This window comes from Flavobacterium sp. HBTb2-11-1 (genome assembly GCF_009826975.1).
In the GTDB taxonomy this organism is placed as follows: Bacteria; Bacteroidota; Bacteroidia; order Flavobacteriales; family Flavobacteriaceae; genus Flavobacterium.
Window position 1 is genome coordinate 144,764 of record NZ_WUMO01000003.1, and the last position, 24,772, is coordinate 169,535.

At 36.3% G+C, this 24,772-nt stretch carries 11 protein-coding genes; all 11 read left to right on the forward strand.

Annotated elements, in window-relative coordinates:
• The first annotated feature begins 55 nt into the window (after nt 1-55).
• Nucleotides 56-874, forward strand: a complete 819-nt coding sequence (locus GR162_RS08020; protein WP_237421328.1) for a helix-turn-helix domain-containing protein — start codon at nt 56-58, stop codon at nt 872-874.
• Between the two features lie 540 nt (nt 875-1,414).
• Complete coding sequence (locus tag GR162_RS08025; protein WP_160781695.1) at nt 1,415-3,601, forward strand: alpha-rhamnosidase; 2,187 nt, start codon at nt 1,415-1,417, stop codon at nt 3,599-3,601.
• Between the two features lie 209 nt (nt 3,602-3,810).
• Nucleotides 3,811-5,490: a hypothetical protein gene (locus tag GR162_RS08030; RefSeq protein ID WP_160781696.1), complete on the forward strand. Its 1,680-nt coding sequence runs from the start codon at nt 3,811-3,813 to the stop codon at nt 5,488-5,490.
• Nucleotides 5,491-5,669: 179 nt separating this feature from the next.
• Complete coding sequence (locus GR162_RS08035) at nt 5,670-6,794, forward strand: glycosylase (protein ID WP_160781697.1); 1,125 nt, start codon at nt 5,670-5,672, stop codon at nt 6,792-6,794.
• Between the two features lie 180 nt (nt 6,795-6,974).
• Nucleotides 6,975-10,316, forward strand: coding sequence for a glycoside hydrolase family 2 TIM barrel-domain containing protein (locus GR162_RS08040; RefSeq protein ID WP_237421329.1), 3,342 nt, complete (start codon nt 6,975-6,977; stop codon nt 10,314-10,316).
• A gap of 300 nt (nt 10,317-10,616) precedes the next feature.
• Entirely contained in the window at nt 10,617-14,003 is a 3,387-nt protein-coding gene (locus tag GR162_RS08045) for a glycosyl hydrolase (RefSeq protein WP_160781698.1), read from the forward strand.
• A 300-nt stretch (nt 14,004-14,303) separates the two neighbouring features.
• Nucleotides 14,304-15,728, forward strand: a complete 1,425-nt coding sequence (locus tag GR162_RS08050; protein ID WP_160781699.1) for a sialate O-acetylesterase — start codon at nt 14,304-14,306, stop codon at nt 15,726-15,728.
• A 284-nt stretch (nt 15,729-16,012) separates the two neighbouring features.
• Entirely contained in the window at nt 16,013-18,340 is a 2,328-nt protein-coding gene (locus GR162_RS08055; protein WP_160781700.1) for a DUF5703 domain-containing protein, read from the forward strand.
• 15 nt (nt 18,341-18,355) lie between these two features.
• A complete protein-coding gene (locus GR162_RS08060) occupies nt 18,356-20,815 on the forward strand; it encodes a polysaccharide lyase family 1 protein (protein ID WP_160781701.1) in 2,460 nt (819 codons plus the stop codon).
• Nucleotides 20,816-21,097: 282 nt separating this feature from the next.
• On the forward strand, nt 21,098-23,113 hold the full coding sequence (locus GR162_RS08065; RefSeq protein ID WP_160781702.1) for a glycoside hydrolase family 127 protein: 2,016 nt from the start codon (nt 21,098-21,100) through the stop codon (nt 23,111-23,113).
• Nucleotides 23,114-23,261: 148 nt separating this feature from the next.
• Nucleotides 23,262-24,248, forward strand: a complete 987-nt coding sequence (locus tag GR162_RS08070) for a pectinesterase family protein (protein ID WP_160781703.1) — start codon at nt 23,262-23,264, stop codon at nt 24,246-24,248.
• Nucleotides 24,249-24,772 lie beyond the last annotated feature (524 nt).

Consider the following 24,772-nt stretch of genomic DNA (forward strand, 5'->3'; position numbering starts at 1 on the left):
TAATTTTTTACAAAATTGAAACAAATTAGAATGTCAAAATTGCTATATTTGGACAATGAATAATCAGATTCGGACATATCGAATGGCGCAGGAACATGGATACAGAGTAGATCCATCGATTCCTGTTATTGGTTATACCGAAATGGTAACCAACGAAATGTGTGTTTCGCACTCGCACCCAAGAGGTCAGCTGATTTATGCAACTCGTGGCGTAATGAACGTTGTGGTGGGCAATCATATTTGGGTGGTGAATCCGTTGCAGGGTTTGTGGCTTCCGGGCGGAGTAGAGCATCAGGTTACTTTTCAGAAAGACGTGAACTATTATAGCGTTTTTATCGATCCTTCTGCAATGGCAGGATTGCCAGAAAAAAGTTTTTCTTTTGATATTCCGATGTTTTTAAAACAATTGGTTTTCAAGATTATTTCTTTTGGAGTTGGCGGAAATTTAACTCCTCCGCAACACAGAATCATATCGGTTTTTCTGGATGAACTAGCTTTAATTGAACCAAGCGCTACTTTTCTGCCAACAACTAATCACGAAAGATTGCAAAAAGTAGTCGAACTTATAATGGAAGATATCGCCAGCAAAAACACCATTGATTATTACGCCGAACTATCGTTTATGAGCAGTAGAACTTTATCGCGCTTATTCATTAAAGAACTCGGAATGAACTTCAGCGAATGGCGTACTCGTTTAAAATTATTGGAGGCCATAAAACGACTTAGTGAAAAACAATCCATTAAAGAAATCGCTTTCAATTTAGGTTACGAAAACACAAGCGCTTTTATTTATATGTTCAAAAAGCATTTAGGCAAAACGCCTTCTAATTATATTTTAGAAGATGAAAATGAAAACGATAAATTATCTGCTTAAATTGTAAACTTTAGAACGCAGATAAAACGGATTTACTTCGTAAAGACGCGGATTTGCACAGATTTTTTCTTTTAGTTTTTTCTAAAATTACCAGAATCATTGTCATTTCGACGAAGGAGAAATCTCCACGAGAAGCTCGACAAAGATTGGGCTTTCGTTGCGGAGTTACTTGCGAAGATTTGCTGCGCCTGTTCGCTATCGCTAGGGTCTCCTTCGTTGAAATGACAAAAATGCGAAAGCTGACTTTAAATTTAAGCTCTTATAAAAGTTTTTTATATTCTTAATTTCAAAACTTTAACAAAGCTATTGATAGTAAAAAAGAAAAAATCCGTTTTCATCCGCGTCTTCGTGATAGCGAATCCTTCTCATCCGTGTCCCATAAAATTGTAACATCATTTTTTTTAATAATAAAAAAGTGATAACTCATAATTTTTCCCTTAAAAAATTATCAAAAAGTACTGTTTTTTATGAAATAGCAGGATAGTGCAGGGTGTGAAATGTGACAAGAACACTTAACTTTAGTCCCAAAATTAACTTACTATGCTAAACCGCTTTTCCATTTTTAAGACTTTACTTCTTTTTGCTGCCCTTTTTTCATGTTCATTATCATCTGCACAGGAAAAGTCAAAAGAAGCGACATGGATTTGGTATCCAGGCGATTTTGAAGTTTGGCTAAGCAATAAAATGCAGGTAAGACGCACAGAACGCGAAGCAGTATTTCCTCCGCTTTGGCAGTATTACAGTCCGTATGCTTTGGTGACTTTTCAAACCGAAGTTGACATTCCAAAACCAGACCAAGTAAAAATCTTCTCTGAAGGACCTTTTCAATTGCTTTTAGATGGCGTTCAAATTTATGGACAGCCAAAATCAATTGCAATTCCTGATGGAAAACATAAAATTTCGTTTAAAGTTTACAATCAGGAAGTATTGCCGGCTATTTATATTTCTGGTCAATACGTTAAATCTGATGCATCATGGAAAGTAACGAACGAAGATAAACTTTGGATTGATGAAACTGGAAAAGCACAGCAATCTGGTACACCGTGGGTTCCGGTTGGCTCTTGGAATTTTAATTCACCAGAAAATAAACCTTCAGGATTTAAATTAGCAACCAAATCTTTGAGTGCAAAAAAAACAGATAAAATAGGAGCGGGCCAGCTGATAGATTTTGGAAAAGAAACTTTCGGTTATATTAAAATTCACGGTTTAAAAGGAAAGGGTAAAGTTGCACTTTATTATGGTGAATCTCGCGAAGAAGCGTTGGATTCTGCGAAATGTGAAACTTTAGACCATTTATCTTTTGACGGTAAACAGCCAGAAACTTACACACATGACGGTTCAAAAGCTTTTCGTTATGTTCAGGTTCAGGCAGATGCAGGTGTAAAATACGATTCAATTTCGATGCTATATGAATATTTGCCATTGGACTATCGTGGTGCATTCAAATCTTCAGATGAGCAATTGAATAAAATTTGGGATGTGTCGGCTTACACGATGCATTTAACCTCTCGCGAATTTTTTATTGACGGAATCAAACGTGACCGTTGGGTTTGGTCTGGCGATGCTTATCAAAGTTATTTAATGAACTATTATTTGTTCTTCGATTCGGCTTCTGTAGAAAGAACCCTTTTAGCACTTCGCGGAAAAGATCCTGTAACGGCTCACGTAAATATCATCATGGATTATTCGCTGTATTGGTTTGTTGGAGTTTACGATTACTACTTACACACAGGCGATACGAAATTCATCAAAACTTTTTATCCAAGAATGAAATCTTTGATGGATTTCTGTTTAGAAAGAAGAAACAAAAACGGATTTCTTGAACCGTTAGAAGGTGACTGGGTTTTTATCGATTGGGCAGACGGATTGCCAAAAACAGGAGAAGTGAGTTTTGAGCAAATGCTTTTAGCAAGAAGTCTTGAAGCAATGGCAGTAAGTGCTGAAATTGCTGGTAAAACCGAAGATCAAAAACAATATCAGAAATTAGGAAATGACTTAAAAACGAAATTATTTGATGTCTTTTGGGATAAAAAAGAAAATGTGATGAAACACCAGCGTATCGATGGTAAAATGCAGAATATTGTAACCCGATACGCCAATATGTTCGGTATTTTTTTCAATTATTTTAATGAAGAACAAAAACAGAGCGTAAAAAACAAAGTACTTCTTAATAAGGATGTCCTTCAAATTACAACGCCTTACATGCGTTTTTACGAGTTGGAAGCCCTGTGCGCAATGGGCGAACAAAATTATGTTTTAAAAGAAATGAAAGAGTATTGGGGCGGAATGCTAAATGAAGGCGCAACATCTTTCTGGGAAGAATACAATCCGAACAAAAAAGGAACGGAGCATTTAACGATGTATGGCCGTCCGTATGGAAAAAGCCTTTGCCACGCTTGGGGGGCAAGTCCGATTTACTTATTAGGAAAATATTATTTGGGTGTAAAACCAACTGCTCCAGGTTATTCAGAATACGAAATCAAACCTAGCTTAGGTGGTTTAAAATGGATGGAAGGAAAAGTGCCAACCCCAAACGGAGAAGTTGCTGTGTATTGCAGTACCAAAGAAATCAAAGTAAAAGCAGGCGAAGGAGAAGGAAAATTGATTTTTGAAAGTTCAGCAAAACCAAAAACAAATTCTGGAACGATTACAGAATTAGCAAAAAATAAATATCAATTGATTGTAAAACCGAATGTGGAGTATAAAGTGAGTTATAAGGCTTTATAAGTTATGAATTATGAGTTACGAATTATGAGTTATGAGTGATTAGCCGATAGTTTATAACGCTGAGTTTGTCATTTCGACGTAAGGAGAAATCTTCGCAAGTAGCTCCTCACAGAATGTCGCCAATCTTTGTAGAGTTTCTCGCGAAGATTTCTCGTTCCTCGAAATGACAAGATTGAAGAAATTCAGAGTCAATAAAAAATAAAAAACCAATGTTTTCAAAAAATAAAAAATACAACATCAAATTAAAAACTGCTTTCCTAATGCTAATTGCTGTCTGCATCCAAGCCACAGCACAAACCACCGCATGGAAACCAGCCTCATTTGAAATTGTAAAATCAAAATACAAAACGTTCAAAACCACGCAATACGCTCATGTATTTTCGGGAAGCAAACACAATATAGTTCGTTTAGCCCCAGAATTACAAGGGTTAACAGGGATTGAACTTCCTTTAGAAGCCTGTAAAAACGGAACTAATGCTCCATTACAATTAAAATTCAAAGAGCCAGTAACGGTTTTGATTGGCGTTTTTCAAGATAAAAACGCAGAATATCTTCAAGCGAATCAAATTGGCAATAATAATGAAATTCTTGAAAACGGAGTTACTATTACAGGTTTACCACCACTAAGTGTTTATGCGATTCCTTATACAAAAGGAACCCATACCATTTTACCCAATCAAAGGGGTTTATTTGCTTTTTTGGGAGTTTTGAAAATCGACCAAAAATTGAATGCCAGAGACGCAAAATTACCAGACGGAAAACTATGGAATCCAACTTTTATCGTAGAAGGATTTTCAGATGAAAAACCGCTTTTCGAAATTATCGGAGGAGAAAACAAACCCGTTATTGACGAAGGAATGCCAGGAACAGAAGGAATCCAAGGAGGTTTTGAAGGCGGACGCGTGGTAAAGGTGGGCGATACGTATCATATGTTTCCAACAGAAAGAGCAGGAGAAAAAGGCGTTGATTATTATTACGATCGTGTAAAAACGAAAATCGGACATTGGACCAGTAAAGATGCTATTCACTGGAAAAGAGAATCGACAATTTATCAAGCAAGCGGAACGTATGCTGTAACAGAAGACGATAACCCAATGAATGATCGTCGTGCTGCCATTTGGTCGTATATGCCAGTTTTTAATGAAAAAGCAAACAAATGGTACGGTTATTATTTGGCATATACGGTTAGTAAAGAAATAGAACCCAATCACTCATTTGGAAGAATTTGGCGTTGTGAATCGACTGTAGATGGAATCAACGGAATTGGCGGTCCTTATAAAGATATGGGAATTATTATGGAACCTGGATTAGATTCTCAGCCTTGGGAAGGTCGCCAAGGAGTTGCTTCATTTTTTCCATATCAGGTTGGAGATAAATATTTCGGATTTTACAGCGGTGCATATCCATTCAATTCATGGGCAGATTATCCGAAAAAATCAGGAAAAGGCTGGTTTGTAGCTTTAGCCGAATCCAAAAGTTTGGAAGGTCCGTGGCTTAGAATGAATAAAGGTTTGGAACCCATTAAAACCATGCATCCGCTTTTTGTTGAAAATCCAATCGTGAGTCAATTGCCAAACGGAATGTACATCGCGATTTTCGACGGCGGTCCAGACGGCTGGGGTCATCATTTACCAAATATGATTGCGTATTCGTTATCTGCAGATGGCATTAATTGGGCAGAAGCACATTATTTACCAATAGAAACTAAAGTCGATAAATGGTGGGATATTATGAGAACTCCATTGTGCCTAATCCCAGAAGGAAATGACGTTTACACAATAGTATACAATGCGATCGATTTAAAAAGAAGATTTCATCCAACAGGAATGGTAAAAGTGAAGTTGAACAGAGATGTGATGGATTCTAAATTAAAAGCGTTGAAGAAGTAGAAGAGAGTGGGGAAGAAGAAAGATGCAAGAGGCAAGATTTTAGAATATAGAAAATAGAGTATAGAAAATAGAATATAGAGAATAAAAACTTTGCGACTCTGCGACTTTGCGAGATTAAATCGTTCCCAAACAAAAAAAAACTTAGAGCCTTAGTGTCTTCGTGGCAAAAACATATAAAAATGAAAATTAAATATCTAATCCTAACCATTTCAGCACTTGCCATTACCAGCTGTGCAACCAAATACAAAAAAAGAGAAATTACCGACAGCGTAATGCAGGAAATTTACGAAGAAGTAAAAACGCCTTATAAATACGGTTTGGTAATGGTTCCTACTGACAACTCATATAAAATGGATTGCCCAAGCGTTTTTAGAAAAAACGGAAAATGGTATATGACTTATTTAATTTATGATGGAAGAGGCTATGAAACTTGGTTAGCAGAAAGTGACAATTTATTAGACTGGAAACATCTAGGAAAAGTAATGTCCTTCTCAGAAAATGAAAAACATTGGGATGTCAACCAAAAAGCTGGATATATTTCGTTGCAAGATATGACTTGGGGTGGAAGTTACGAATGGGAAAAATACGATGATAAATACTGGATGAGTTATTTTGGTGGAGACAGCAAAGGTTACGAAGCAGGTGTTTTGTCAATCGGAATGGCTTATACGAAAGAAGCGCCGACAAAACCGCATGAATTTCAAAGATTAGAAAATCCCGTTTTGACACCAAAAGACAAAGACGCCAAGTGGTGGGATAATAGTACAATGTACAAAAACAGTGTAATTCGTGATAAAGACAAAGTTACAGGACACAATTTTATTATGTACTACAATGCCCGCGGAGACAGTATACATCCTGCAAAAGGGGCAGAACGTATTGCTATGGCAGTATCAAACGACATGAAAACCTGGAAACGTTATGGTGATAAACCATTAATCAACCATCATAAAGGAATTTCGGGAGATGCTTATATCCAGCGTATTAATGATACTTGGGTGATGTTTTATTTCGGTGCTTTTTGGACGGGTTGGAATCAAGGCGCATTTAATCGTTTTGCCGTTTCAAACGACTTAGTAAACTGGACGGACTGGAAAGGTGATGATTTAGTTAAATCATCTGAACCTTACGATGATTTGTTTGCGCATAAATCATTTGTGGTAAAACATGATGGCGTTGTGTATCATTTTTACTGTGCCGTTAATAAAGCAGAACAAAGAGGAATCGCCATTGCAACGTCTAAAGATTTAGGGAAAAGCAAATTGAATTTTGTGGCACCGCCTGAGAAAAAGGCTAAGAAATAGTTATGAGTTATGAGTTATGAGTTATGAGTTATGAGTTATGAGTTATGAGTTATGAGTTATGAGTTATGAAATACTTTATACTCCCAACTGAAATGACTCCGTTAGGAGGCACTCGTCGGTAGAAAAAAAATATTAACGCATTTATTGTTTGTCCCGTAGGGACAATTGAATTAAATAATAATGAAATACAATATAGAAGCAATGTTTACATCAAAATCAAATTATAATAATCCATTTTTCAGATTACGATTTTTGACGTATACATTTTACATTTTACTATTCACAACTTACACGCAGGGACAATCCGTAACAGGAGAACCAGCTGGAGTTCCGGAATTGCATAAAAAATACGAATTTGCTCCGTGGGAAGATCCAACAATTACAAGTATCAATAGACAGCCGTCAAGAGCGACTTCATATTCTTATTCAAGTGTTGAAGACGCATTAAAAGGTGACAGAACCAAAAGCAGAATGCAAATGCTTACTGGCGATTGGGATTTTAAATACGCGGTAAATTTAAAAGAAGCTTCAAAAGACTTTTACCAAAACAAAGTTTCAGGCTGGGATAAAATCGAAGTGCCTTCCAACTGGGAAATGAAAGGATATGATAATCCAATTTACAAAAGTGCCGTTTATCCGTTTCGACCAATCAATCCGCCTTATATTCCTAAAGATTATAACGGAGTAGGTTCTTATCAAAGAAGTTTTACCGTTCCTGAAAATTGGAAAGATATGACTGTTACGCTTCATTTCGGTGCCGTAAGTTCAGGTTTTGAAGTTTGGTTAAACGGAGAGTTTTTAGGATACGGAGAAGACAGTTTTTTACCGTCAGAATTTGATATTACGCCTTATTTAAAAGCAGGAGAAAATGTAGTTTCAGTTCGTGTAATTCGCTGGACAGATGGTTCTTATTTAGAAGATCAGGATCATTGGCGTATGAGCGGCATCCAGCGTGAAGTTTTCATTATGGCCGAGCCAAAACTGCGTATTCAGGATTTCTTTGTACAAACGAAATTAGACAAAGAATACAAAGACGCTATTTTCAAACTGAGACCAAAAGTAGAAAACCTTACTGGAGAAAAAATCAAAGATTATACGATGAATGTTCAGTTGTACGATGCCAATAATACGGCAATGTTCAAAGAACCGCTTCAAAGACCTGTAATTGATTTAATTAACGAAAGTTATCCTCGTCTGGATAATGTTCGTTTTGGATTCTTTCAGGAAACCATTAAAAATCCTAAAAAATGGAGTTCAGAAGAACCGAATTTATACACGATGGTTATTTCGATAAAAGATAAAAACGGAAATGTTACCGAAGCCAAAAGCTGTAAAGTGGGGTTCCGTTCGATTGAATTTTCGAAAGAAAACGGAAAAATGCTCATCAACGGAAGAGAAACCTATGTGTATGGCGTGAACCGTCACGATCATCATCCGACAAGAGGAAAAGCTGTTACGAGAGAAGACATCAAACAAGATATTACGACGATTAAGAAATTCAATTTCAATTTTATACGTACAAGCCATTATCCGAACGATCCTTATTTCTACGAATTATGCGATCAATACGGAATCATGGTAATGGATGAAGCGAATCAGGAAACACACGGAATTGGCGGTAAATTAAGCAACGATCCACAGTGGACAAATGCTTATATGGAGCGCATGATTAGAATGGTAGAACGCGATAAAAACCATCCGTCTATTGTGATGTGGAGTTTGGGTAACGAAGGCGGAAAAGGACCAAATCACGCTGCAATGTCGGGTTGGGTTCACGATTTCGATATCACGCGTCCCGTGCATTACGAACCAGCGCAAGGAAATGCGAAATTAGACGGATATATTGATCCGCTTGATCCTAGATATCCAAAAACAATTGATCACGCGTATAGATTCGAAAACCCGCAAGATGATTCGTATGTTGATATGGTTAGCCGTTTTTATCCAGGCGTTTTTACACCGAAATTTTTAGTAGATCAAAAGAAAGATACGCGTCCGATTATTTTCGTTGAATATTCTCATGCCATGGGGAATTCAGTTGGAAATTTAAAAGAATTGTGGGATGAATTCCGTTCGCTTCCAAGAGTTATCGGTGGCTGTATTTGGGAATTTAAAGATCAGGGAATCGTGAAATTCGATTCAAGATCGGGTCAGAATTATTTTGCACATGGAGGAGATTTTGGCGAAAAATACCACGACGGAAACTTCAATACAAAAGGAATTGTTGATTCTTACGGAAAGCCAAAAGGCTCGATTTTTGAGAATAAATGGGTGTATCAGCCAGCGATTTCGACTTTAAACGGAAATATTTTAGAAATCAAAAATCGCAGTGCCGTTAAATCTTTAGAAAGTTATGTTCCGGTTTTAAAAGTTTTAGAAAACGGAAATGTGATTAAAAATCAGATTTTAAAACCATTAAAGGTAGAAGCGGGACAATTGACAAGTTTAGATATCAGCTCATATCTTCCAAAAATGAAAAGCGATGCTGAATATCTTTTAAATATTGAATTTCAGCTTTCAGCAGATGAACTTTGGGCTTCAAAAGGATATGTGGTTGCCGAAGATCAATTTCAGCTGAAAAAGAAAGAAGCGTTAGTTTTAAATGCAAAAAAAGAAGCGTTGAATGTTTCTGAATCGGATTCTGAATTTATAATCAAAGGAAAAACTTTTGATATTACAATTGGAAAAACAAACGGTGCTTTGAGTTCGTATGTTTTCAACGGAGAAGAGCAAGTTTTTGCGCCATTGCTGCCTAATTTCGTAAGACCACTGACAGACAACGACAAGCGCGGATGGAAATCGCAAAAGCTGTTGAAACAATGGTATAAAGCGAAACCAAAATTGGTGAATGTAAAAATCGACAAATCGGCTTCTGAAATTAAAGTGATAAGCGATTATGAAATTATAAAAGACAGTGCGAGCGTAAATGTGGTTTACAATATCAATCCAGACGGAGTTATAAAAGTAGATTACAGCTTAAAAGCATCAGACAAACTGCCAAACATTCCAAAAATTGGAATGCGGATGGGGGTTAAAAGAAGTTTCGACCAGATTTCATGGTACGGAAAAGGCGAATTGGAAAATTACAGCGACAGAAGTTTTGGTTCGTTTGTTGGTAAATATTCGCTTCCAATTAATTATTTCATAGAACATTATCCAAAACCGCAGGAAAACGGAAACCGATGTGATGTTAGATGGATAGCATTAACAACTCCGCAGAAAAATGAAGGTTTTGTGGTCGTTAATGATGACAAAGTTTTAAGTATGAGCGCTTGGCCTTACACACAAGAAAACTTAAGTGCATCTGGCCATACGTATGATTTAAAAGATCCAGGATTTTTGACGCTAAACATCGATTTAATGCAAATGGGAGTGGGAGGAAACGACAGCTGGACGATTGTAGCACAGCCTATTGAACAATATCAGATTAAGTCTGGAAATTATCAGTATAGTTTTTATTTAACGCCTTTCAGCGGTTCGAAGAATCAATTGGAAAGTAGTTTGAAGAAGTTTAAATATTAAAAAGTTATGAATATCCTAACAGGTTTTTAAAACCTGTTAGATATTTTGTATTTCATAGATAAAGTATATTTTAAGTATAGTATAAATACAGTGTATAAAGTACAATTTGTCATTTCAACGTGAGGAGAAATCTTCACGAGTAGCTCCGTAACGAGAATCCAATCTTTGTGGAGTTTCTTGCGAAGATTTGCTTCGCCTGTTCGCTATCGCTCGAGTCTCCTTCGTCGAAATGACAAAACTGACGAATAAAGCAATATGTTAAAACCTCTCGGGTTTACAAATAAAATAAAACGATTAAAAATGTTTGAAAAAAAACACCTCTTTTTTATCGTCCTTCTCGCAAGCTTCGTCTCTGCGCAGGAAGTTCATAAAAAAGAATCTTTTCAGCCCACATTAGAATCCTCCAAAACTTGGGTGTATTGGTATTGGATGAAATCGGCCTATTCTAAAGCAGGAATCACAGCCGATTTAGAAGCCATGAAAGAAAACGGAATTGCAGGCGCATATCTAATGACCATAAAAGGTCCAGCAAATCCGCCATTGATTGATCCGCCGGTTTTACAGCTGACGCCTGAATTTTGGGATATGATTCATTGGGCTTTTAAAGAAGCCGATCGTTTAGGTTTGAAACTCGCTTTTCATGGAGCAGACGGATTTGCCGTTGCGGGTGGTCCGTGGATCAAACCAGAAATGTCAATGCAAAGAGTAGTTTGGTCAACGACTGAAATTTTAGGAGGAAGGAAAGTCGCTTCAAAACTACCAGTTCCAGAGCATTACAAAGATTATTATAAAGACATTGCGGTTTTTGCAATTCCGATAAAAGAATATCAGACAACTTCTCAGATTCAATTACCAAAAGTTACAACATCAAACAATACCGATGCATCGTTTTTGGCTGATCCTAAGAAAGATGAAAATTTCAAGTTTGCCGATTCAGGATGGATTCAGTACGAATTTGCGCAGCCTTTTACTTGTAAATCTATTGTAATTGAAACCAAAGGAAGAGATTTTCAGGCACAGCGTCTGATTGTGGAAGTAAGTGATGATGGAGTTAATTTTAGATTCCACGAAAGACTGATTGCACCGCGTCATGGCTGGCAGGATATGGATTTTCCGAACACGCATACTATTACGCCTGTTGTAGCAAAATATTTCAGATTTGTGTATGACCCAGTTGGAACAGAACCCGGAGCAGAAGATTTGGATTTTGCGAAATGGAAACAGAATCTGAAAGTGAGTAAAATAACACTTTCAAATCAGTCTTTAATCAATAATTACGAAGGAAAATCAGGCGCAATATGGCGTTTGACTCCAGAAACAACGGAGAAAGAAATTCCGAATACAGATGCATTCAAAAAATCTGAAATTATCAATATTTCCAATTTTGTTGATGCTGATGGAAACTTGAATTGGAAAGCGCCAAAAGGAAAATGGAAAATTATCCGAATGGGACATACTTCAACAGGCCATGAAAATGCAACGGGCGGAGCAGGAAAAGGATTGGAAGTAGACAAATTCAATCCAGAATTAATTCGTTTTCAATTGGATCATTGGTTTGGAGAAGCAGTACGTTCTGCTGGTCCAGAACTGGCTTCAAGAGTTTTGGCAATTCTTCATTTTGACAGCTGGGAATGTGGAAGCCAAAACTGGTCTTCGGTTTTTCAGGCTGAATTTAAAAACAGACGAGGTTACGATATCGTAGAATATTTGCCTGTAATGGCTGGAATTCCAGTAGAAAGTGCTGATTTCTCCGAGAAAGTTTTATATGATGTTAGAAAAACAATTGGTGATTTAGTAGCCGATAATTTCTACGGAACGGTAGCTCAAATTGCAAAAGAATATAAGGTTAAATTAAGTTCTGAAAATGTTGCGCCAACCATGATGAGCGATGCTTTATTGCATTATAAATATGTCGATTATCCGGGCGGTGAATTTTGGCTGAAAAGCCCAACACACGACAAACCTTTTGATATGGTCGATGCCATTTCGGGCGGACATATTTATGGGAAAGACATTATTCAGGCAGAATCTTTTACGGCTTTGCGAATGGATTGGGACGAACATCCAGGAAATCTAAAAACAACGGCAGATCGAAATTATGCTTTAGGAATCAACCGTTTATTCTATCACGTTTTTGTTCATAATCCGTGGACGGATAGAAAACCGGGAATGACTTTAGATGATATCGGAACTTTTTTCCAAAGAGACCAAACTTGGTGGAAACCCGGAAAAGCATGGTTTGATTATTGCCAAAGAGTGCAGTTTCAATTGCAGAAAGGAAAACCAGTAATTGATTTGGCGGTTTTTATTGGCGAAGATTTTCCTTCACGTTCTTTTGTTCCAGATCGTTTGGTGCAGTTTATTCCGAATGTATTTGGAAAAGAAAGATTGGAAAGCGAGAAAATCCGTTTAGAAAATGAAGGTCAGCCAACAGCAAAAATGCCAAAAGAAGTGACTTATTCTAAAAATATCACCGATTTATCGCAATGGATTAACCCGCTAAATGGGTATCAATACGATTCTTTCAATACAGATGTTTTAATCAATCGTGCGAAAGTCGTTAACGGAAAAATTTCATTTGAAGGCGGAATAGAATACGGAGCTTTATTGTTTCCGGGAAGTCATAAAATGGCACCAAATAAGATGCTTTCTTTGGCTTCCGCCGAAAAAATCTTGCAATTGCTAAAAGACGGAGCAACGATTTTTGTAGATGAAAAACCAAATATTCAGCCTGGAATTCAATCAGAAATCGATCAAAAGAAGTGGCAGAATATAATTGATGAAATCTGGAATAACAGTAATTCATCAACATGGAAAATCGGAAGAGGAACCGTTGTCAAATTACCATATTTAGGAAATGATTTTGCATCAATCGGAATTACTCAGGATATTTATTTTCCAAATTTAAACAGAGCCGATTCAGAGACAATTGCGTGGACGCATAGAAAAGCAGAAAACGAAGAAGTATATTTCCTTTCAAATCAAAAAGCGGAAAAGAGAACATTTGAAGCTTCTTTTAGAATAGCTGGAAAAGTTCCGCAATGGTACAATCCAGTTACAGATGAAACTTCGGCTTTAGCCAATTGGAAAATAGAAAACGGAAGAACAATTGTTTCAATAACTTTAGAAGCCAACGAATCTGGTTTTGTGATTTTTAAGGAAGGAACAAAAGAAGTTTTAGCAAAAGGAAAAATAGCGGAATTTGAAAAAGTTCAGGTTTTAGATGAAAATTGGGAATTGCAGTTTGATCCAGAATTCAAAGGTCCTAAAGAAGTTGTAAAAACTAATAAACTTTTTGATTGGAGTACTTCAGAAAGTGATCAGATTAAGCATTATTCTGGAACTGTTATTTATAAAAAAGAGTTTGTTTGGAAAGGAAAAGATGCCAACAAAATCTGGCTTGATTTAGGCGAAATCGCCAATATTGCCGAAGTTTCCATTAACGGAAAAGATTGCGAAACGCTTTGGACTTTCCCTTTCAAAACAGATATTTCGAATGCCTTACAAAGAGGAAAAAATACAATCGTAATAAAAGTGACCAATACATGGGCGAACCGCTTAATTGGCGATCAAAAATTGCGAAAAGAAGAAAGGTTAACCTGGACAACAGCGCCATTTAGGTTGGAAGGAAATCCATTGCTAAAAGCGGGATTATTAGGCCCAGTAAGTATTGTAAAAGAAAAATAAAGTTTTTGCCACAGATTTAAAGGATTAGAAAGGATTTTTAATCTGTAGCAAAAAGAAATAAATTCATTTGCCTCCATCTTTAGCTGGAGGTTTAGAAAAGAATATAACAAGAGGGCTTTAGCCAAATTAACGATTTGGCTAAAGCCCAATGACGAGAAAACAATTGTAACCTCCAGCTGAAGCTGGAGGCAATTGAAAAAGGAAATAAGTTTAGCAACAGATTAAAAGGTTTTCACAGATTAAAAATCCTTTCTAATCCTTTCTAATCCTTTAATCTGTGGCATTAAAAAATAAATCAAAATGAAAAAATCAATTATTGCTTTTTTAGTACTTCTAGCAAGCCTTCAAATCAATGCAAAAATCAAAATGCCAGCATTGTTTTCAGACAATATGCTGTTGCAGCAAAAATCAAACGCACCAATTTGGGGCTGGGCAGAAAAGAATGCAAATGTCACGATCAAAACTTCATGGAATTCTAAAACCTACAAAACAAAAGCAGATGCTTCAGGAAAATGGAAAACAGAATTACAGACTTCCACTTTTGGCGGACCGTATACGATTGAAATTTCAGAAGGAAATGAAAAAGTAACGATCAAAAATGTTTTGTTGGGAGAAGTTTGGCTTTGTTCTGGACAGTCGAATATGGAAATGCCATTAAAAGGATTTCAAGGTCAACCCGTTAAAAACGGAAATGAAATTATTGTAAGATCGACCAATAAAAATATTCGTTTAATCACAATTCCGAGAGCGACGGTTTTAGAACCATTGCAAGATTTTGAAGGAAAATGGGAAGAAGCTTCTCCAAAATCAACTTCTAATTTTAGTGCGACGGCTTGGTATTTTGGATCGCTTTTGCAGGAAGTTTTAGATGTTCCGGTTGGATTGATTCATGTTTCGTACGGAGGTTCAAGCATGGAAGCGTGGATGAATCAGGAAATGCTGAAAGATTTTGCCAGCGCTAAAATTCCAACCACAAAAGAAGAATTGGCAAAAGATCCCAATCGTGTCCCGACGACTTTGTTTAACGGAATGCTTTCGCCTGTAATTGGTTACGGAATTAAGGGCTGTATTTGGTATCAGGGAGAATCAAATTATGAAAGAGCAAGTGAGTATACCGCTTTAATGAAAAAAATGGTTAGCAGTTGGAGAACGTTGTGGAATCAGGGAGATTTTCCTTTTTATTTCGCTCAGATTGCGCCATTCAATTATACTTCATTTCATCCAAAAGATTATTTGGAAAAGTATAATTCGGCTTATTTGAGAGAAGCGCAGTTTAAAGCTTCGAAGGAAATTCCGAATTCGGCAATGGCGGTTTTAATGGATGTTGGTGAAGAAAACAACATTCATCCTATGGATAAAGAAAAAGGCGGAAATCGATTGGCTTTTCAAGCTTTGGCGAGAACATACGGAATTGAAGGTTTCGAATTCGAAAGTCCGAAATACAAATCGATGGAAATAAAAGATGGTGCTGTAACCGTTTCTTTTGATGATGTTGCAAACGGAATAACATCTTACGATAAAGAAGTTTTAGGTTTTGAAATAGCTGGAGAAGACAAAGTTTTTTATCCAGCTAAAACTGTGGTTAGAAGAAAATCGGTAGTTCTGACTTCAGATAAAGTAAAGAAACCTGTTGCAGTGCGCTATTTATGGAAAGATTTCGCTAAAGCGGAATTGTTTAGTGCAGGAGGATTGCCGGTTTCTTCGTTTAGAACAGACGAATGGTAATACACACGCGCTCCTGCAAGGTTTTCAAAACCTTGTAGGTGTCATTTGAATTATGAGTTTAACGCCCAGTTTGTCATTTCGACGAAGGAGAAATCTTCGCAAGTAACTCGACAAAGATTTGAACTTAGCATGATGATTTTTTTAGATGCTTAATTTATAACTCTCGCAGATTTGGCAGATTTTGGAGATAAAAATAAATCTGCTCAATCAGCTAAATCTGCGAGAGAAAATTAAAAAAAATAAATACCTACAAGGTTTTGAAAACCTTGCAGGAAAACGAAAAAATGAAATACATTAAATACATACTTCTTTTCACCACGCTTTGCCTCAAAGCGCAAATCCCTACGCTTGATACTTACAATCAGGTTTGGACAAAGCAGAGTCAGAATTCATCAGAATCAATGCCTTTGGGAGGCGGGGATATTGGTATGAATGTCTGGGTTGAGAAAGGCGATTTGTATTTCTATTTTTCACGAAGCGGAACTTTTGACGAACATAATACTTTATTGAAATTAGGAAGAGTAAAAGTAACGTTAAGCCCGAATCCGTTTGAAGGGAAAGACGGTTTTCATCAGGAATTAAAACTCAAAGATGGTTATGTTTTGGTTGGGCAGAATGATACTAAAATTAAACTTTGGGTAGATGTTTTTAAACCGATTATTCATGTTGATTTAGAAAGTAAAAATGCCTTGCAAATGACGGCTTCGTATGAAAGCTGGCGTTATCAAAACCGTTATCCGAAAGGAAAAGAAAATAATGCGAATTCTTATAAATGGGCACCTCAAGGAGAACTCGTTACGTATAAAGATTCTATTTCATTTGAAAATGACGGAATCAAATTTTACCACAGAAACAGAGAAAATACGGTTTTTGATGTAGCGGTAAAACAACAAAAAATGGAATCGGTTAAAGACGAAATGCTGAATCCGATTGCGAATCTGACTTTTGGCGGATTTATGACGGGAAATAATCTACAACCAAACGGAACATATTTAGGAAAATATCAATCAACAGATTTTAAAGGCTTTAATTTATCAAGTGTAAAACCTTCAAAAAAGCATTCACTAGAAATTTATTTGAATACGAATCAATCTGATTTTTCGACTTGGAATAATGGATTAAAAAGTTTGATTTCGGCCAATAAAAACAATTTCAAACAAGCAGAAAAAAACACTCAAAAATGGTGGAATACTTTCTGGAACCGCAGTTTTATTTTTACTCAAAAAAATCAATCGAATGTTAAAGATTCGGTATATCAAATTGGACAGAATTATCAGTTGTTCCGATATATGCTAGGTTGCAATGCGTATGGAAAATATCCAACGAAATTCAACGGTGGACTTTTTACGGTTGATCCTGTTTACACGAATAAAGATCTGGATTTTACACCCGATTTCAGAAATTGGGGTGGAGGAACAATGACAGCTCAAAACCAGCGATTGGTTTATTTTCCGATGGTAAAAAGTGGTGATTTTGATATGATGAAATCACAGTTGGATTATTACATAAGCCTTCAAAAAAATGCCGAATTACGATCTAAAGTGTATTGGAAACACAACGGGGCATCATTCACAGAACAATTAGAAAATTTCGGCTTGCCAAATCCCGCCGAATACGAATGGAAACGTCCCGCAGATTACGATCCAGGAATGGAATATAATGCGTGGTTAGAATATGAATGGGATACGGTTTTAGAATTCTGCAAAATGATGTTGCAACAAAAGGAATATGCTGGAGAAGACATTCAAAAATACAATCAGTTCATGATCAGTTGTCTTCGTTTTTTTGATGAACATTATCAATATTTAGCCAAACAAAGAGGAAGAAAAGCCTTGGATGGAAACGGAAAATTAATTCTTTTTCCAGGATCGGGAGCTGAAACGTATAAAATGGCGAATAATGCCAACAGTACAATTTCGGCTTTACAAGTTATTACAGAAAGCCTTTTAAACCTTTCTGCGAATGAATTGTCAAAAGAAGACGTTGAATATTTAAAAGCATTTCAAACAAGAATTCCGCCTTTGAATTTTGGACAGATTGAAAATCATAAAGTATTGCTTCCTGCGAAAACTTGGGAACGCGTTAATAATTCGGAAGTGCCGCAATTGTATCCTGTTTATCCGTGGGGAATTTACGGTGTTGGGAAACCTGATTTAGAAACGGCCTTGAATACTTGGAAGTATGATGCAGATGCTATAAAATTCAGAAATCATGTAGGTTGGAAACAAGACAATATTTTCTCAGCTCGTTTAGGATTAACAGCCGAAGCGGCAAAATACAATACCATGAAAATGGGAAACTCAGAAAGACGTTTTCCAGCATTTTGGGGTCCGGGCTTTGACTGGGTTCCTGATCATAACTGGGGCGGATCTGGAATGATTGGTATGCAGGAAATGCTTTTGCAGGAAACAGAAGGCAAGATTTATCTTTTTCCGGCCTGGCCAAAAGACTGGAATGTTCATTGTAAATTACATGCCAAACAAAATACTACGATTGAAGCCGAACTCCTAAATGGAGAATTGAAGGTTTTAAAAGTTATTCCAGAAGAAAGAAAAAAAGACATTATAAATCTGCTTGGAAAATCTGAAGGAGAGAAAACGAAATTAAACTAACTATTACTAACAGAAATGATTAAGAAATTAATAAGCGGTGCTTTTTTGTCCATACTTTTAACCACAAACGGGCAAGCACAATCAGTTCAAAATGCTGATAAACAAATAGTAAAAGTCGATTTTGACTTTTTTCAAAGAAGACTAGAAGAGGTTCACGATCCGAGTTATGATTCTTGGGTGATTAATGAAGGAAAAGAAGCTGAAAAATCATTTAATAATGTGTCATTTAAGCTAAAAGGAAACTTTACTTCAAAATGGTACAAAGTGGGTATGAACGCTCCGTTTTACAATAAATTGGGAAGCGACGGACTGATAACAGCTGAAAATTTAGAGTTAAAAATCAGCGGTTTGAAAGAAGGAAAACATACACTTTTGACATTTCATAACGCTTTTGATGTGATTACAGGCAAAACTTTTTCTCCAATCAGAATTTTCGTAAACGGAAAACTTCTAGAAACGGTAAACGCTAGTCAGAGAGCCAATGCAAAAGTAGATGCATCAATGGCTTATATTACTTTTAATGCTGAAAAAGGCAAGGATGTAATCATTCGTTTTGAAATTGATCCAACAACGAATCTGGATATTGTAAAACAAATTGTAATCAACGGTTTTGAAATTGATACACCAAATTTAATGAATCAGGCACGTACACCAGAACCAAAAAATAGAGACGAGCATGTTGAAGTAGCTAAAAATGTGATTTTGAAATGGGATGCTCCAAAAAATGTAGTGGCTCATAAATTGTATTTTGGTTTAGACCAAAATGCCGTGGCAAACGCAACAGAATCTTCAAAAGAATTCAAAGGAAAATTAACAGACAAAAGTTTCTCTGTTTCAGATTTATACAGCGGTTCAACGTATTATTGGAGAGTAGATGAAGTAGATAACAATGGAGAAGTGACTTTGGGAAATGTGTGGTCGTTTAAACCTGCTCAATTGGCTTTTCCGGGAGCTGAAGGTTATGGGCGTTATGCTGTTGGTGGTCGTGGCGGAAAAGTGGTTGAAGTTACCAACCTAAACGATGATGGCCCGGGAAGTTTGCGCGACGCTATTAATCAGGAAATTGGGCCTAGAACGATTGTTTTTAATGTGTCGGGAAATATTAAACTGGCTTCGAGATTAGTGGTAAATCAGCCGTATATTACCATTGCTGGACAAACAGCTCCAGGCGAAGGAATCACGATCAGTAGAGCACCAATCGGATTAACTGGAAATGATGGTGTAATTCGATTTTTGAAAGTAAGAATCGGAGGCGGAACTACTTTTGATGGAATGGGATTAACGGGAGCAGATTATAGTATTATAGACCACTGTTCGATCAGCTGGACTATTGATGAATCGTTTAGTTCGCGTGGTGCGCACCATATTACGTTGCAGCGAACTTTAATTTCTGAAGCTTTAAATGTAGCGGGTCACGACAAATACGAAGCAGGAAAAATGCATGGATATGCGGCTACAATTGGCGGTGATATCGGAAGTTTTCATCACAATTTGCTGGCTCATAACTATGGAAGAAACTGGAGTATTGGCGGTGGTTTAAGTGGTGACGGATTTTATACAGGAAGATTGGATATTCGTAATAATGTCGTTTACAACTGGGGGAAAAGAACAACAGATGGTGGTGCAAATGAGGTGAATTTTGTAAACAATTATTACAAACCAGGTGCTTCAACTGGAATTTTTGTGGCGTTAAATGCACAGCATGAAGGAGTTGGAAAAGGAATGCAACGTTACTATTTTGATGGAAATGTCATGCCAGGTTACTTCGACGAAAGAACGCAGGATAAGGGAAGAAAAATGACTGTTACCAACAAAGAAATGGTTAATTATGAAACTTTCGTTAACAAACCATTTTTTGAATCTTATGTACAAACACAATCCGCTAAAGGGGCTTATAAAAATGTACTTTCGGATGTTGGGGCAAATCAACCCTATTTTGATAAGCACGATAACCGAATCATAAATGAAACGTTAAAAGGCACATTCACTTATAAAGGAAGCAAAAGCGGTTTAGGCGGAATGATTGATAATGAAGCAGATGCTGGAGGATGGCCAAACTTTCCGTCAGAAACTCGTCCCGCAGATTGGGATACAGATCATGATGGATTGCCAAATTGGTGGGAGAAAGCTTTGGGTTTAAATGAAAATTCGCCAGCAGGAGATTTTTCAGATGCCAATTCAGATGTGGATAAAGACGGATTCACACAATTGGATAATTATTTAGATTGGTTAGCTCAGCCTCATTATTTTATCGATTTGAAAGATAAAAAGGTTTTAGCTGCTTCCGATTTTTTCAAAGGATATGAAAACAAACCAGTTTACACTTTCTCTGAAGTTAAAAACGGAAAAGTAAATTTAAAGGGCAAAGAAATTCAGTTCATGGCTTCAGAAAAAGGTTTTGCATCTTTTGTACTAACAGTAAAAGATGCCGAAGGAGATTCAATGAGCAGAACGATAAATTTCTTTGTAAAATAAAAAGATTTCACGCAGATTTAGCGGATTAAAGTCGATCTGCGCAAATTTTATTCTAAGAGGAAAGAAATAAAAAATATCTGCTAGATCTGCGGAATTGCGGGAAAAAATAATCTCTCGCAGATTTAGCAGATTACACAGATTTATTTAAATAAAAATCTATTTGAATCAGCTTAAATCTTTTTTAAATCTGCGTGAAACAAAATTTAGAAAATAAAAATCCGCGTTTAATCTACGTCTTTACGAAGTAAATCCGTTTTATCCGCGTACCAAAAAATATTCAAAATGAAAAAGAACATCATCCTATCCTCTTTATTTTTTTCGACTGTAATCTTTGCTCAGAACAAAGGTTTAGTGGCGAATTCACAAAGTCCCTATTCAAAATTGCAAAGCGTAGGCTTACAAGACGTAAAATGGACAAACGGATTTTGGAAAGAGCAATTTGATGTAGAAACTAAAAATACCTTGCCGTATATGTGGGATTTGTACCATAGCGAGACTTCTCATTCGTACAAAAACTTCGAAATTGCTGCAGGATTAGACAAAGGAACTTTCAAAGGACCTTCCTTTCATGATGGTGATTTCTACAAGATTTTTGAAGGAATGGCGGCGACTTATGCTGTTACAAAAGACAAAAAACTCGATGCCGAAATGGATAAAGCTATTGCGCTTTTCGCGAAAGTACAGCGTAAAGACGGTTATATTCATACTCCCGTTTTAATTGACGAGCGCTGGGGAACTTTAGGTCCGGAGGAATTGAAAAAGCAATTGGGTTTTGAGAAATACAATATGGGACATTTAATGACTGCGGCCTGCATTCATTATCGTGCTACAGGAAAAGCAAATTTCTTGAATATCGCCAAAGGAGTTGCTGATTTCTTGTATGATTTCTATAAAAAAGCTTCGCCAGAATTGGCTAGAAATGCGATTTGTCCGTCTCATTATATGGGAATTGTCGAAATGTACAGAACAGTAAAAGATCCGAAATATCTGGAATTGGCTAATAATCTGATTGACATTCGCGGAACTACGAATGATGGAACCGATGATAATCAAGATAGAGTTCCGTTTAGACAGCAGACTACGGCAATGGGTCACGCGGTGAGAGCGAATTATCTGTATGCAGGAGTTGCCGATTTATATGCCGAAACAGGCGAAAAGAAATTACTAGACAATTTAGAATCGATTTGGGATGATGTAACTTATCGTAAAATGTACATCACAGGAGGCTGTGGTTCTTTATACGATGGTGTTTCTCCAGACGGAACTTCTTATGATCCATCTGTCGTTCAGAAAATTCATCAGGCTTACGGAAGACCTTTTCAATTGCCAAATGCAACGGCTCACACAGAAACTTGTGCGAATATTGGAAACGTTTTATGGAACTGGAGAATGCTTCAAATTACAGGAGATGCTAAATATGCTGATATTGTAGAATTGGCACTTTACAACAGTGTACTTTCTGGAATGAATTTAGAAGGAGATAAATTCTTGTACAACAATCCGTTGAATGTTTCTAACCATCTGCCGTTTCATCAAAGATGGGGAAATGTGCGTGAAGGTTATATCGCTTTATCCAACTGCTGTGCGCCAAACGTAACGAGAACAATTGCTGAAGTTGGAAATTATGCTTACAATATTTCGAAAGATGGTTTGTATGTAAATTTATACGGAAGTAATCAGTTGAAAACAAAATCTTTAAACGGAGAAGAAATTGAAATTGAACAGCAAACCAATTATCCGTGGGACGGAAAAATAACTTTGAAAATCATTAAAGCTCCAAAAGATCTGCAGGCTTTCTTTTTAAGAATTCCGGGTTGGAGTCAAAATGCGGAAGTTTTGGTTAATAATTCAAAAGTTTCAGACAAAATTGTTTCAGGAACTTATTTGAAATTAAATCAAAAATGGAAAAAAGGTGATGTTATCGAATTGAATCTTCCAATGCCGGTTGAGTTGATGGAAGCCAATCCGTTAGTAGAAGAAGTTAAAAATCAAGTTGCAGTAAAAAGAGGACCTTTAGTGTATTGTTTAGAATCAGATCAATTGCCAGCAAATTCAAGTGTAAACGATGTGATTTTAAATTTGAATTCTGATTTTAAAACTGATTTTACGGAATTGAAAAACAGAAAATTAGTTACCATTGAAGCGACTTCGAAAATTTCCTCTGGTAATTCTTGGAATAAAACGCTTTATAAACCTATTTCAACAAAAGACGGAAAATCGGTAACTGTAAAATTGATACCGTATTTTGCGTGGGGAAACAAAGGACAGGGAGAAATGACGGTTTGGATGTCGCATTAAAATTATATATAGATTCCTGTTTTTTCGTAGAGACGCACTGCAGTGCGTCTACGTCATGTGTATCAAACATTGTTGTTACGTTGCGTAAGATGCACTGCGGTGCGCCTCTACAGATAAACTCTGTCTATAAATCCTAACATTAAATAATATGAAATTTATTCTGGCTTTATTTTTAATAACAACACTTTCTCTATCAGCCCAAACGCTCGATAATAAACTAGCGTTAACTGTTGCTCAGGATGGTTCTGGAGATTTTAAAACCATCCAAGAAGCGATAAATAATGTAAAAGACAATTCAGAAAGACGCGTTATAATAACTATAAAGCCAGGAAAATATGTGGAGAAATTGGAAATTCCAATTTCTAAAACATTCATAACCTTAAAAGGAACAGACAGAAATAAAACCATTATTTCATTTGACGATTATTCTGGAAAACCGCTTCGTGAACCAGATCCATCAGGGAAAAAGGAATTTGGAACATCAACATCTTATTCCTTCTTAATCAAAGGAAACGATTGCATGCTGGAAAATCTTACTGTTGAAAATTCAGCAGGAAGAGTAGGACAGGCGGTTGCTTTACATATTAAAAGTGATAGAGTTGTTGTCAAGAATTGCGATCTTTTAGGGAATCAGGATACGCTTTATTTATCAGAAGGAAACACCAGAACTTATTTTGAAAATTGCTTTATCAACGGAACGACCGATTTTATTTTTGGAGCTGCAACGGCATATTTTTACAAATGTACGATTGAAAGCTTAATAAACTCTTATATCACCGCAGCTTCAACGCCCCAAGGGCAAGCTTATGGTTTTGTTTTCGTAGATTGTAAATTAACTGCAAAAGACAAATCAGTAGATAATGTGTTTTTAGGAAGACCTTGGAGACCTTATGCGCAAACCGTTTTCATTAATACAGATGTAGGTTCGCACATTATTCCCGAAGGCTGGAATGCTTGGATTGATTCGCGATTTCCTGATAAAGACAAAACAGCTTATTACGCTGAATATGGAAGTAAAGGAGCGAGTGCAAAAAGTATTTCGCAACGTGTATCATGGTCGCATCAGCTAAAAAAACAGGATATTCAAAAATATGATAGAGATTCAGTTTTAAACGGATGGAATCCGAATAAGTAAAAATAATATTTAATAAATTGAAGCTAGCTCGCTAAATATAAGATTTGGCGGGCTTTTTTGTTTTTCTTTTAAAAGTGAAAAATCAGAAATTAGCCGTTTACATTTTGTTGGTCAGAATTTACGTTTAAAAAAATGTTCTTTTATTAAAAAATATTAATGTTTTTTTTGGAGTTGTGTAAAAGTGTCCTGTTGATTTTTTTGTAAGTTTTTTAAAGTAAAAAAAATATACTCTGAGTATTTTTCTCTATCGTTTTCGTAAAAAATCGTATTTTATAAGCTGTTATTTATCAGATGCTACAGTGTTGTGTTTTGAAGAATGTATACTATATGTTTATTTTTGATAACAATCTTATTGTTTTTTATTCAAAATGTGTTTGTATATTTTATTTTAAGCAAACAATTGTCTTAATTATTTTGGTTCGTCTATTTTTTCCATTCGTTTTTTATTAATATTGTTTTTTTTGAGTTATTTTTTTTGAAATAACATGATTAAAACAGGATAGAGCAGGACGGTAATAATGTGT

Bases quoted from the DNA above. Each gene is read 5' to 3' on its own strand.
- GR162_RS08030 (WP_160781696.1), top strand. From the start codon at position 3,811: ATGTTTTCAAAAAATAAAAAATACAACATCAAATTAAAAACTGCTTTC.
- GR162_RS08045 (WP_160781698.1), top strand. From the start codon at position 10,617: ATGTTTGAAAAAAAACACCTCTTTTTTATCGTCCTTCTCGCAAGCTTC.
- GR162_RS08040 (WP_237421329.1), top strand. From the start codon at position 6,975: ATGAAATACAATATAGAAGCAATGTTTACATCAAAATCAAATTATAAT.
- GR162_RS08070 (WP_160781703.1), top strand. From the start codon at position 23,262: ATGAAATTTATTCTGGCTTTATTTTTAATAACAACACTTTCTCTATCA.
- GR162_RS08020 (WP_237421328.1), top strand. From the start codon at position 56: ATGAATAATCAGATTCGGACATATCGAATGGCGCAGGAACATGGATAC.
- GR162_RS08060 (WP_160781701.1), top strand. From the start codon at position 18,356: ATGATTAAGAAATTAATAAGCGGTGCTTTTTTGTCCATACTTTTAACC.
- GR162_RS08065 (WP_160781702.1), top strand. From the start codon at position 21,098: ATGAAAAAGAACATCATCCTATCCTCTTTATTTTTTTCGACTGTAATC.
- GR162_RS08025 (WP_160781695.1), top strand. From the start codon at position 1,415: ATGCTAAACCGCTTTTCCATTTTTAAGACTTTACTTCTTTTTGCTGCC.
- GR162_RS08050 (WP_160781699.1), top strand. From the start codon at position 14,304: ATGAAAAAATCAATTATTGCTTTTTTAGTACTTCTAGCAAGCCTTCAA.
- GR162_RS08035 (WP_160781697.1), top strand. From the start codon at position 5,670: ATGAAAATTAAATATCTAATCCTAACCATTTCAGCACTTGCCATTACC.
- GR162_RS08055 (WP_160781700.1), top strand. From the start codon at position 16,013: ATGAAATACATTAAATACATACTTCTTTTCACCACGCTTTGCCTCAAA.